Consider the following 11,952-nt stretch of genomic DNA (forward strand, 5'->3'; position numbering starts at 1 on the left):
AGGAGAGAAAAACTATGGCAGATGGTTCAGTTACTATCAAGGTTGACCTAGACGGAGAAAAAGCCCAGTCAGGGGTTGGAAAACTAAAGACCCTGTTAGGTGGACTAGAAAGCACAGGCTCAAAGGTTGGGTCTGTTTTTAAGTCGGTTTTAGGAGCTAACCTGATTAGTTCTGCTCTCACTACTGGTATTGGAGTTGTCACTGGCGGTATCCGTGAAATGGCTGGAGAACTGAACAGCTCACAAAAGGCATGGAAGACCTTTGAGGGTAACCTACAAGCCTTTGGGCGTTCTCCTGAGGTCATCAAGGTAGCCAAGACTGAAATGCAAGACTTTGCCACCAAAACAATTTACTCAGCCTCTGAGATGGCTAGCACTTATTCTCAACTTGACGCAGTTGGTACTAAGAATGTTGGTAGTTTGGTAAAAGCCTTTGGAGGACTGGCAGCCTCAGCAGAAAATCCAGCCCAAGCCATGAAGTCACTATCTACTCAAGCAACACAAATGGCAAGTAAGCCCAAGGTTGCATGGATGGACTTTAAAATCATGATGGAACAAGCTCCAGCAGGTATGGCGGCGGTAGCCAAAGAAATGGGAATGTCAACCGCTGAACTGGTTGCAGCTGTCCAAGATGGCAAGGTCAATACAGAGGAGTTTTTTGACGCCATGAACAAGGCAGGTAACTCTGACGCCTTTCAAAAGATGGCTACAGAGTTTAAAACCATTGATCAGGCAATAGATGGGGCAAAAGAGGGACTAGCCAATAAGCTTATGCCAACCTTTGAACATCTCAACAAATTTGGTATTAAGGCGGTAAATGCCTTATCAGACGCTTTAGAAAGCATTGACTTTGGAGGAATGGCTGACGGCTTAGGGAAATTCCTTGAGGGTATCAACATTGAGGGAATCATTGCAAATATTAGTAATGCTATTTCAAATGTTGTTGGTAAAGTAAAAACCTTTTGGGACGCTTTCTCAAACACAGGGGCAGTATCTGCCTTTATAGGAGCTATCAAGAGCATTGGTAGCGCCCTTGGTAATGTGTTTAACAGTCTGACGGCCTCTGGTGTTTTGTCAACATTGGGTAGCGCTCTAGGAAATGTTGTTAAGTGGCTTTCTCAGGCTGCAACCGTAGCGGCTAACTTTATAAGTTCACTACCTACAGGAGCTATTCAGGCTATAGTTGGTGGTTTAGTCGGTTTAGTAGCTGGCTTTAAGGCCTTTAACTTCCTAAAATCCTTTAACCCATTCAGTCTATTCAAGAAGAATGCGACAAGTGGGGTTAGTGGTGCTACATCAGTTGTCAGATCAGCAGGTACAAGCGTTGTCTCAATTATCCGTAGCCTTGGACAAAGTGTAGCAACCGCTGCTAGAGGAATTGGACAAGGTATAGGTGCTACTTTTCGTGGTATTGGCCAAGGCTTGGCTATGGTCAATCCTGCCACTATCGCAGCCTTGGCAGTGCCTATCTTGGCACTTGGTGCAGCCTTTGCCTTAATGGGTATGCAAGGACAAGGGATAGCTACAATTCTCCAAGGAGTAGGTAGTGTTATTGTCAGCGTTGGTACGGCTATAGGAACTGTTTTGAATATGGCACTACAAGGACTAGCTCAAGCGTTGGTTACTGTAGCTCCTGTGCTACCTATTGTAGCCTCATCTTTTGCTATGCTGTCACCGCTTATCACGGCGGCTGGCTCTGCAATCGCTACGGTGATCAGTTCCTTTAGCAGTCTTGCTCCTGTAATAACCGCCCTAGGCTCTGCCCTAAGCCAGGTCATAGCGTCGATAAGCTCAGGAATAGCCCAAATTGCTACGGCAGTGACCCCTATTGTGGAGATTATCTCTAGCGCCTTTGTCCAAGTCGTGACCGTGGTATCTCAAGCAATCGTCCAAATCATTCAGGCACTAGCTCCATTTATTCCAGCTATAACCCAAATGGTCCAGGCAGTTGCCCCTGTATTACAGTCCTTAGTAGAGGCATTTAACAACCTCATCAGTCAAATCAGCCCTATTATTGACAGTCTGACCCAACTACTCCAAACTTTCGGAGAACAGGTCAGCTCAATCTTAGAGAGTGCTGGTAGCGTGGTAGAGAGCTTTGGCTCAGCTATCCGTAATGTACTAGATGGGGTTGCTGGTATTTTTGAGAGCATGGGTAACGCTGCTAAAAATGCTGGTCAAGGTGTTAAATTGATGGCTCAAGGGGTCAAAATGTTAGTTGACCTAAAACTTGGGGACTTGGTCGGAACTTTATCAGCCGTGGCAACTGGATTGGGCGCTATCGCTAGCTCAGGTATTGCCTCAGCTGGACCAGGATTGCAACAAGCAGGGACAGGGTTGAGACTTATCGCAGTATCAGCACAGGTAGCTAGTGTGGCAATGCAAGCCTTGCCTGCTGCTTTTAGCTCTCTCAACTCAAGTATCGGAACATTACCAGCAGTTATGACAACAGCTAGCTCTGCCATGAGAAGTTTTGCTAGTGCTGTAATGACTTCATTTGCAGGTTTATCAGGTTCAGTGGCTGGCATTTCTGCATTACAAAGCAGGATTACAGCTTTGTCAACAGCAATGATGATGGCCAAAACAGGAGCCTCTGCAATGTCAGCAGGTTTCTCAGCTGTTTCTGGAGTAATAAGTGCTCTTGGTGGTGTACTTGGGTCAGTCCCTGGTCGATTTACGGCGATCACCACCTCTGCAATGACCGCAAGATCCTCAATCATGCAACTAGTAACATCAGCTCCTATGGTAGTCTCTGGCTTTGCAAGCATTTCAAGCGTTGCAACCTCTGCAATGAGCCAATTAAACTCAGCTGTACGATCAGCTATGAGTCAAGCGGTCTCAACCATGCGATCTAGCATGCAACAGATGGTATCTGTAGTAAGGCAATCTGCAAGTCAGATGACACAAGCAGGACGACAAGCTGGTAAAGGCGTATCAGACGGAGTTACTAACGGTATCCGTGGCGGTATTGGTTCAGCAAGAACTGCAATGTCATCAATGGTAGACGCAATCCGCTCAACTGGCATGTCTGGCGTTGGCGCTATGCGCTCGGTAGGGGCTATGATTGGCCAAGGTTTGGCTCAGGGTATGTATTCAGCGCTTGGATCCGTTACAGCGGCCGCTAACGCCCTTGTAGCACAAGCTGAGAGAGCAGCACAGGCTAAAGCTAAAATTCACTCACCATCAAGACTATTCAGGGACAATGTGGGTCGATACATTGCCCAAGGTATCGCTGTAGGTATTGAAAAGAACACCTCTGATGTGACTGATAGCCTAGCTTATGTGCAAAAAGAGATGTCAGCCTTTAAGTTTGGCGCTGAGGAATTACTAGGTCTTGGGAATGGTTCCCTATCTAGTCAGTTCAAACTCAAATCAATCACAGAACGTGCTGAAATGAGCCAAATTGAGGTTATTAGAGAACAAGCTGACCAAGCACTCATTAGAGCACTTGAAGTAGCTGAGCAGGCTGTTAAGCGCCCAGTCAATATGATTATGGACACAGGAGCTCTAGTAGGGCAAATTGGAGAGCCAATGACTAATTATCAAAATGACAAAATCAAAATAGATAACATGATGAGGGGGATTGTCTGATGACTAATGACACAATCACTATCAACGGATTTGACCTCTCTGAGGTTATCCGAATTATTGAAATTATTCGCCCTGTGGGTAATGAGCGTAGCATTGGAATCAATGACGCTCCACTCCTTGGAGTGAACTTACAAGAAATAAGAACAGGGGCTAAGTTTATCAAGGTCAAGTTTGCTATGCAAGAAAAAAATGGTATGACACTTGAAAAGGCCAAGCACACGTTAGCAGGGGTTTTTAATACCTCAGAGGCTGTCAAGATTATCATTTCTGACGAACCTGATAAGTATTATATGGGCCTTGTTGTTGGCTCAGTTGATATGGACAACATTACAAGATGGTTCCAAAAGGGAGAGTTTGAAATACTGATCCCAGATGGTGTAGCTCACAGCTCAACCTATCGAATGTTTGATAATGGGACTGAGTCTTCTGACAAGATTGTCTTTGACCTTATCAATGATGGCAATGTGCCAGCTTTTCCTGTGGTCACAGTAAGAAACAATGCCGAGAATGGCTATATTGGCGTAGTCAACACTAGCGGAGCTCTTGAAGTCGGAGACCGTGAGGAGGCTGATACAGAGCAAGTCAGACAATCAGAGCTACTCTTTGATTATCGAGACAGTAAAATCACAGCTGGTCTGAGTGCTGCAACTAAGAACGTGGCCATTTTGAATGACACATCACAGAGTTTGAGGGGTACCGTGGCAAGTGTGGACTGGCAAGGTCGCCCTCATTTGTTTTTGCAGAACCCAGGAGGGACGACTGGAAACAATGCAGGGAGTTTAACTTGGAACATTCCAGCAGATAGCTCAGGGGCCACAACCTCTCTGAATGACTATATTTGGTGGAGGCAAGTCTTTTGGCTTGGTGCTGCTAACCAATTTGGCTTTATCAAGCTGACCGTCTCTGATGAACAGGGGCGGTTTTTGTATGGGGTAGAGACTTACAAACGATACAACGGCTTAGGCTGTGAATTTAACTTTATGGCTGCTAACGGTAAGGGTGGCTATAACATGCTCAAAAAGTGGACATTTACAGGAACCCACTTAGACAGCCAAAATCCGTTTAATGAGTCTAGAGGTTGGACAGACCTCAAGCGCAATGATGACAAGGTGACGGTCTTTTGGTGGGGATCGTACAACACCTTTACTATCCCTGAAATTAAGGGCAGAAAGTCAGCTAAAGTCCATGTGGCATTTGGAGCTATTGGGAATAAACCAGTAGTAGCGCGCATGTATTTAGATAGTATCCTCTACCGCAAAGACTATGTCAGCGTTACAAGGGATATTCCAAACCGCTACCCTATCGGTTCAAATGTTGTGCTTAATAGCGAAAATGACACGGTAACCGTTGATGGGCTGGAGCGTATTGTTGATGTTGTTCACGGATCGTCTTTCCTGACTATCCCACCTGGCAAGAGTCAGTTAGAGGTGTATAGTTCAAGCTGGGTTAAAACCAAGCCCACAGTGAAAATAGAATTTGAAGAAAGGTATCTATAGCTTATGTTGTTAACAGTCCATGACGCAAGTTTGAGGAAAGTTGCGTTTATAGACAATGACAAACAAGGTACGTTGAATTACTTTAACGATACATGGACTAGGTACCTTGAAACAGGTTCTAGTACTTTTGATTTTACGGTATTCAAAAAGGCCATTGTTTCAGATGTCGGCCGTAAAAGAGCCTATAACTATCTGAATGAAAAGGCCTTTGTGTCGTTTCAGTATAAGGGGCACACTTACCTACACACTATCCGAAAAGTTGAGGAAAACGAGAAAATCATCAAGTGTTACGGTATCAACTTGAACCTTGAGCTTATCAATGAGTATTCTAATCCATACAAAGCGCCAAAAGCAATGAGTTTCAAAGAGTATTGTGACGCTATGGACTTGCTAAACTTTACATTCTTGAAAATCGGTGTCAATGAGGTTTCTACTCAGAAAATTTCTGCTGAGTGGGAGGGAGCAGATACCAAGTTGAATCGCCTACTTAGCCTAGCTAAGAAGTTTGGTGCAGAAATTGAATTTGATACCCACCTCAACGCTGATAGCTCTATCAAGTCCTTCGTTGTCAATGTTTACCATGAGAATGATGATACTCATCAAGGCGTAGGTCGTATTAGTCCAACTGTTTTAACATACGGAAAGAACCTAAAAACATTGACTAGAACGGTAGATAAAACAAACATCTACAACATGGTTAGACCTACAGGTCGGACAGAAAATGGGGGCATTGTCACTATTTCTGGTCTGGGCGCTTGGTCAGTAAACAACGAAAAGGGAGAGCGTGAGTTCTACCAATCAGGAGAGGGGTTATATGCTCCTCTTTCAATGCAGATGTATCCATCAGCATTTACTAGCAACACAACCAATGACCAATGGATCAGAAAGGACATGCAGGTAGAGAGTGCAAATCCAGAGGTTATCCGTTCCATGGCCTACCGTGAACTCAAGAAAAATTGCTACCCTGCTGTTACTTATAAGGCTGAGGGATTTGCTGACCTTGAAATAGGAGATACTGTAAAGGTTTATGATGATGGCTTTAGCCCTGTACTCTTACTTGAGATGAGGGTGTCTGAGCAAACTATCAGCTTTACTAACCCAAAAAACAACAGGACCACTTTCTCTAACGCCAAAGCACTTGAAAACATGCTGTCAAACGGTATTCAGGAGCGCCTAGACCGTATGATTGAAGACGCTAAGCCTTACACCGTTAAGGTTGCAACATCTAATGGTACGGCCTTTAAGAATGGACAGGGGCAATCAGTTGTGGTACCTACTCTGATGAAAGGCAACAAGGTCATCAATAGTGGCTGGCGTTGGGTTGTTAATGGCGAAATTAAGGCTACAAGCCCTACTTACATTGTCAAAGCTGCTGACATCAACCAGACAATGGTCTTGACCGTTGCTGCATGGGTTGACAATCTGGAAGTAGCCTCTGAACAAATTACCTTTTTGAACGCCTCTGACGGTGTCAAAGGTGATACTGGTGCTAAGGGAGAAAAAGGAGACCCAGGTCCAAAGGGTGACCGTGGGGAATTTGAGGGCTCTATTGGTGGGGTCAATTTTTTTCCAAACGCTGTTTTCGATAAAATTACCCAAAACAATACTATCTATACCGTAGACGGAACAACATATACTAATCGCTTTCCACAAAAATGGAACAATCCATACAATGCTAACATTCCGAATCCAACAACGAGTATGCATGGTCGGTTAGGAGATGTAGGAGAGCGGACGAATGTTTTTATCTTTGATGAAACGAATGGACAGCGTAATTGGAAGGGACTGTCAGTTAGTTTGATTGATTACATTCCGCACACAGCAAAGGAGCTGGTCGTATCAGTAGATGTCTACGCAAGCGGATCAGGAACTAAATTATTTGGTGGCATGCATTATGTAAAACATGGCGCTACCGCTAGGGTCTTTGGTAGTGGTCAGTTTACTCTGCCTATCCAGATAGTAGGATCCTGGCATAGAGTATCGGTTAAGGTGCCGTTTGATGCGCAAAATGTGGATTGGTCCAAAGGTTATTTGCAGTTTTATTTCTATGGCTACAATTTTACCAGCAATTCGTTATTGGCTATTGATAGACCAAAATTGGAAGATGGTAGCGTCTCAACAACTTTTTCGCTCAACCCTAGTGATATAAAAAATGAGATTGATTCTAAAGCTGACCAAGTCCTGACCCAGGAACAGCTCAATGCTCTTAATGAGAAGGCTAATATTATCCAAGCTGAGTTAGAGGCTAAGGCTAGTGCTGATACCTTGGATAACTGGATAAAGGCCTATCAGGACTTTGTCAAAGCTAACGACACGGCAAGGGCGCAGGCTGAGCAGGATTTGATATCAGCGAGCCAGCGTGTCTCTACCATAGCTAAAGATCTTGGAGAACTCTCTGACCGCTGGAATTTCATTGATACCTATATGTCAAGTTCTAACGAGGGCTTGGTAATCGGTAAGAATGATGGTAGCTCTAGTATGATGTTCAACCCTAACGGTCGTATTTCAATGTTCTCGGCAGGGGTGGAGGTTATGTATATTTCTCAAGGTGTCATTCACATTGAAAATGGTATTTTCTCTAAGACTATCCAAATTGGTCGGTTTAGAGAGGAGCAGTATCATCTCAATGCTGACATGAATGTTATTAGGTATGTAGGAGGATAGAATGGCTGAATTTTGGTCAAATACTGATAGAGGTTACCGTATCCGCCTATGGATAGATCAAACCTCTCAGAATATCGCAGGGAATAGTAGTCAGGTCAGGGTGAGACTTGCCTTGCTTAACACGACTACTACCTTTTCCGATTATAACTGTACTGCCTCGGCTACTGTCAATGGTCAAACTATAAACTGGTCAGGCCGTCCGTCTATGCTTAGTTACAATCAGACTATCATGCTGATTGATCGAACTATCACAGTTGGGCACAATGCAGATGGTAAAAAATCTTTTGGCTGGTCTGCAAGTTTTAGCGGTAGTGGTGGATACTCTCCTGGCACGCTGTCTCTATCTGGTAATTTTGGCTTGACAACTATACCACGTACTAGCTCATTTTCAGGGCAAACAGTAGCAGTAGGATCTAATATGTCTATCAATATCAATAGAGCCTCAAGTAGCTTTACTCACACTCTACGCTATGGTTTTGGCTCTAAAAGTGGAACTATCGCAACAGGTGTAGCGACTGGCACAACTTGGGCTGTGCCTATCAATTTTGCAGAAGAAATCCCGAATGGTACAAGTGCTCAAGGTACAATCTGGTGTGATACCTACTCTGGAAATACCAAAATAGGAACTAGTCACTATATCTTTACTGTGACAGTTCCAGATACAATTAAGCCTACCTTTACAGGTATTACACTATCTGACGCTAATACAGCAGCTCAAAGCCTAATGCCAGGTAATACTTTTATACAAGTTGTATCTAATATCAAGGTCACTTTTAACGGAGCAGCTGGCTCTTACGGCTCATCCATTACAGGTTACAAGGCTGAGATTGTGGGCAGAAACCAAACCACGAATAGGGATGGTGGGACCTTAGGCATTATGAATTACAACGGCACTATCACTGTCAGAGCAAGTGTATCTGATAGTCGTGGGCGTTGGTCTGATACTAAAGATGTCACGGTAACGGTTCTTGAATACTTTGCCCCTGCTTTAAGTTTCTCTATCGCTAGAACAGGCTCAAGCTCCAGTACCTTTACGGTCACTAGAAATGCAAAGGTAGCCCCTCTGACAGTGGGAAGTGCTCAAAAGAATACCATGACACTATCTTTTAAGGTTGCTAGGCTAGGAACTACTACCTACACAGCAGATACTGGGGCTGCAGCTGGGTCTTGGACTAGCCTTTCTAGTCTGACAAACTCTCAAGCTAATCTCTCAGGCAGTTATGCTGCTAATCAGTCATGGGTGGTTATTGGTACTCTTGCTGACAAATTTACTCAGACCGAGTTTGCGATAAATGTTGCCACGGAAAGCGTGGTATTTTCTTATGACCGCTCAGGAGTTGGTGTCAACAAAATTAGGGAGCGTGGAGCGCTAGATGTTAAAGGGGACATCTATGCCAATGATAATCCTATACAGCAAAAACAACTATCTCAGAATGATGGTAAAACTCTGATAGCAACAGGAGACTGGAATAATTATCTAGAAACTGGATTTTACAGAGGCCTAAGTTTAGCAAATGCTCCTAAGGGAGGTCACAGCTGGAAATTTGTGCAAGTCTTCAATCACAATGATAGTTGGGTAATGCAGGTAGCTTATGATTTTGAGGGGGCATATAGTGCAACGAGGGCAATGTCTAGAGGTGTATGGCAACCTTGGAAAGTCCATGCAACAGTTTTGAGCAATGCAGAATTTGCTAATATCAACATTACCGATACCGCAGAAATTAACATCAGAATTATGTGGGGAGTTGTATTGAGTGCGATGCGAAAAGGTAATTTAGTGACATTAACTGTCAATAGAGCTATCAAAAACATTAACTCAACGGTGGAATATAGCTTGATGGATGAAACTATACCAGTAGGATATAGGCCAATAAAAGAAGCTCATTTAGTAATGCAAGCTAACACAGGTGCAGATATATCTGGTACAGCAATCGTCCATTTAGCACCAGATGGAAAGGTTAGATTGACTAATAACATTACTGGTAACAGGGTCTGGACAGGTACAGTCACATTCATCACAGATGACCGTTATCCATAAGTAGTAAAAAAACCCATCATATCAAAATTATAATGAAACCATAACATAAAGGAGGAAAAAGATTATGTTAAAAGTCATCAAAACACGACAAACAACGGCAGAATTTTATGCTACCGAGGGCAAGGAGACTAAACTTGTTAAAACAACGGTAATCAACACAGGCAATGATGCAGTGTCAACTGTATTTGAAACCTTGCACGAGCCAGAGCTTTATGCTAAAAATCGTCGAGAGATGCGCAAGGATGAGCAAGAGTTACGAGAGTTGCGCTATAAAATCGAAGATGAGATCCTGGCGGAGATTGAGGCAGATGGAGTAGAGCTTACTGAATAAGGAGGGGGAGATTTGTGCCATTTGAAAATGTCGAAAAAATAGCAGAAAGCCAACTCACCTGGGAGATCCTATTCATCATTTTGTTTATATTTGTTGTCGGATTTCTAATCAAGACATCTGATAAGCGAGAGGCTAAATTGATGGATTTTCATGAGCAATCAAAGATTGACAGCAATAAGCGTGAAGAAAGGCTGATGAATCACTTAGATCAAACAACTGTTGAGCTTACACGCATCTCAAATACGGTTGGTGATGTGCAACGTGAGTTGGTACGAATGAATGACCGTATGGATGAAATTGAAAGGGGCAAAAGAAGATGAACCAAATTACAGAAATTATACTGAATGGAGCAATTAGTGTTTTGACAATTCTAGCTGGTATTGCTATCCAGGAGCTAAAGAAATATCTTTTGAAAAAGGGTGGGAAACGAGCAGTTGAAATTACAGAAATTGTTGCCAAAAATGCAGTCAACGCAGTAGAGCAAATCGTGACTGGTGACCATGTTGATAAATATGACTTGGCCAAACGCCGTGTAACGAGCGAATTGGAAAAATACAATATCTACATGTCAGAATCTCAATTAGAAACATTCATTGAGAGTGCAGTTAAACAAATGAATGATGCTTGGAAAGGAGGTGTTGAAGATGTCAAAAGTAAATGAAGCATTGAACAATATTAGGGCCTTGGTTGGCTCTGGGCGTCCTGTTGGCAATGGCGAGTGCTACGCTCTGGCTAGTTGGTACGAGTCCATGATTACACCTAATTCGACAGTTGGCCTTGGAGCTGGTGTTGGTTGGGTCAGTGGAGCTATTGGAGACACGATCGCAGCGCACAATATTGGTACAGCCTACCCTTGGCAAGCGAACGGCTGGTCTGTATCAACATCTGGACCATTTAAGGTTGGGCAAATCGTGACTTTGCGTGGTGGAACTTATGGCCACGTGGTCATCGTTGAGGCAATCAATGGGGACTCGCTCACTGTATTGGAGCAAAATGTAGGCGGCAAGCGTTACCCAGTCCGTAGTCATTACAGTGCCAGTCAATACGCACGCAATGTTGCGCACTACATCACGCCTCCAGGCGCAGAAGTAACATCTAGTGCACCGAGTAGCTCACGTAGCTATACAGAGTATGGCACTATGACAGTTACAGTTGACGCTATTAACGTGCGACGTGCTCCAGGTACCTCAGGGCGGATTGTCGCAACCTATACCAAAGGTCAGTCGTTTAAGTATGATAAGGTTATCATCGATACCAATGGCTATGTCTGGGTGTCCTATATAGGTGGCAGTGGCCAGCGAAACTATGTAGCGACAGGAGCTACCCGTAACGGCAAACGATTCGGTCCTGCATGGGGGACGTTTAAATAAAAATTAAGCCTCAGCTAATGCTGGGGCTTTTTTTGATGTCTTCAAAACGGAAATTTTAAAAAATGTCTATTTTATCGGAAAGTTTTACGAATAAATAAGTAAGGAGGAAATCAAATGGATTTAAACGATTTACATAGAGCAGTGATCACAGGAGGAATTGACAGAAATAACATCCGCATCATACGTAAGAAGGGAAAGATAGTGGACTACTTATTGCCAGGAGAGACTGCCAGCAAGAATGAAGAAGTGGAGATTATGAAATTGGAGGATTTGCTGGCAGAAATGTTTGCCCCCTAAGTAATTTGAAATCAGAGGGGGCAAAAAAGGGGTATAAGTTTAAAACTTTCATAGTTTTATATAGCGATTTTATTTACTTTTTATACTAACCCCCCCTTATAACAGGCTTCTTTCTTCTATTATATTTTAATCATAACAACGTTAGTAAAAAGACGCAGTTAAGTAA

Annotated in this window: 9 protein-coding genes; all 9 read left to right on the forward strand. The window is 43.5% G+C overall.

Features of this window, described 5'->3' with window-relative positions:
* The first annotated feature begins 14 nt into the window (after positions 1 to 14).
* The 9 genes from ACVR1I_RS08780 to ACVR1I_RS08820 all read left to right on the forward strand — a co-directional run bounded on the left by ACVR1I_RS08780 (position 15) and on the right by ACVR1I_RS08820 (position 11,786).
* Positions 15 to 3,590, forward strand: a complete 3,576-nt coding sequence (locus ACVR1I_RS08780) for a tape measure protein (protein ID WP_447443644.1) — start codon at positions 15 to 17, stop codon at positions 3,588 to 3,590.
* A complete protein-coding gene (locus ACVR1I_RS08785; RefSeq protein ID WP_447443645.1) occupies positions 3,590 to 5,086 on the forward strand; it encodes a distal tail protein Dit in 1,497 nt (498 codons plus the stop codon). Before ACVR1I_RS08780 ends, ACVR1I_RS08785 begins: the two co-directional genes overlap by 1 nt.
* Before the next feature lie 3 nt (positions 5,087 to 5,089).
* Positions 5,090 to 7,750, forward strand: a complete 2,661-nt coding sequence (locus ACVR1I_RS08790) for a phage tail spike protein (protein ID WP_447443646.1) — start codon at positions 5,090 to 5,092, stop codon at positions 7,748 to 7,750.
* Between the two features lies 1 nt (position 7,751).
* Positions 7,752 to 9,788 (forward strand): DUF859 domain-containing protein, encoded by a 2,037-nt coding sequence (locus ACVR1I_RS08795; RefSeq protein ID WP_447443647.1) that lies wholly within the window; start codon positions 7,752 to 7,754, stop codon positions 9,786 to 9,788.
* A gap of 64 nt (positions 9,789 to 9,852) precedes the next feature.
* Positions 9,853 to 10,119 carry a hypothetical protein gene (locus tag ACVR1I_RS08800; protein WP_447443648.1) on the forward strand — a complete coding sequence of 89 codons (267 nt, stop codon included), beginning with the start codon at positions 9,853 to 9,855 and terminating at the stop codon, positions 10,117 to 10,119.
* 14 nt (positions 10,120 to 10,133) lie between these two features.
* Positions 10,134 to 10,439 carry a hypothetical protein gene (locus ACVR1I_RS08805; RefSeq protein WP_447443649.1) on the forward strand — a complete coding sequence of 102 codons (306 nt, stop codon included), beginning with the start codon at positions 10,134 to 10,136 and terminating at the stop codon, positions 10,437 to 10,439.
* Positions 10,436 to 10,780 (forward strand): phage holin, encoded by a 345-nt coding sequence (locus ACVR1I_RS08810; RefSeq protein ID WP_447443650.1) that lies wholly within the window; start codon positions 10,436 to 10,438, stop codon positions 10,778 to 10,780. Before ACVR1I_RS08805 ends, ACVR1I_RS08810 begins: the two co-directional genes overlap by 4 nt.
* Positions 10,764 to 11,489: a PlySs2 family phage lysin gene (locus ACVR1I_RS08815; protein WP_447443651.1), complete on the forward strand. Its 726-nt coding sequence runs from the start codon at positions 10,764 to 10,766 to the stop codon at positions 11,487 to 11,489. The genes ACVR1I_RS08810 and ACVR1I_RS08815 overlap by 17 nt, the downstream gene beginning before the upstream one ends.
* Positions 11,490 to 11,603: 114 nt before the next feature.
* Entirely contained in the window at positions 11,604 to 11,786 is a 183-nt protein-coding gene (locus ACVR1I_RS08820; protein WP_447443652.1) for a competence regulator inhibitor paratox, read from the forward strand.
* The last annotated feature ends 166 nt before the right edge of the window (positions 11,787 to 11,952 follow it).

The organism is Streptococcus cameli (genome assembly GCF_053207365.1).

What these genes read in the sequence shown, in the direction of transcription:
- ACVR1I_RS08780 (WP_447443644.1), top strand. Translation starts at nt 15, where the DNA reads ATGGCAGATGGTTCAGTTACTATCAAGGTTGACCTAGACGGAGAAAAA.
- ACVR1I_RS08785 (WP_447443645.1), top strand. Translation starts at nt 3,590, where the DNA reads ATGACTAATGACACAATCACTATCAACGGATTTGACCTCTCTGAGGTT.
- ACVR1I_RS08790 (WP_447443646.1), top strand. Translation starts at nt 5,090, where the DNA reads ATGTTGTTAACAGTCCATGACGCAAGTTTGAGGAAAGTTGCGTTTATA.
- ACVR1I_RS08795 (WP_447443647.1), top strand. Translation starts at nt 7,752, where the DNA reads ATGGCTGAATTTTGGTCAAATACTGATAGAGGTTACCGTATCCGCCTA.
- ACVR1I_RS08800 (WP_447443648.1), top strand. Translation starts at nt 9,853, where the DNA reads ATGTTAAAAGTCATCAAAACACGACAAACAACGGCAGAATTTTATGCT.
- ACVR1I_RS08810 (WP_447443650.1), top strand. Translation starts at nt 10,436, where the DNA reads ATGAACCAAATTACAGAAATTATACTGAATGGAGCAATTAGTGTTTTG.
- ACVR1I_RS08815 (WP_447443651.1), top strand. Translation starts at nt 10,764, where the DNA reads ATGTCAAAAGTAAATGAAGCATTGAACAATATTAGGGCCTTGGTTGGC.
- ACVR1I_RS08820 (WP_447443652.1), top strand. Translation starts at nt 11,604, where the DNA reads ATGGATTTAAACGATTTACATAGAGCAGTGATCACAGGAGGAATTGAC.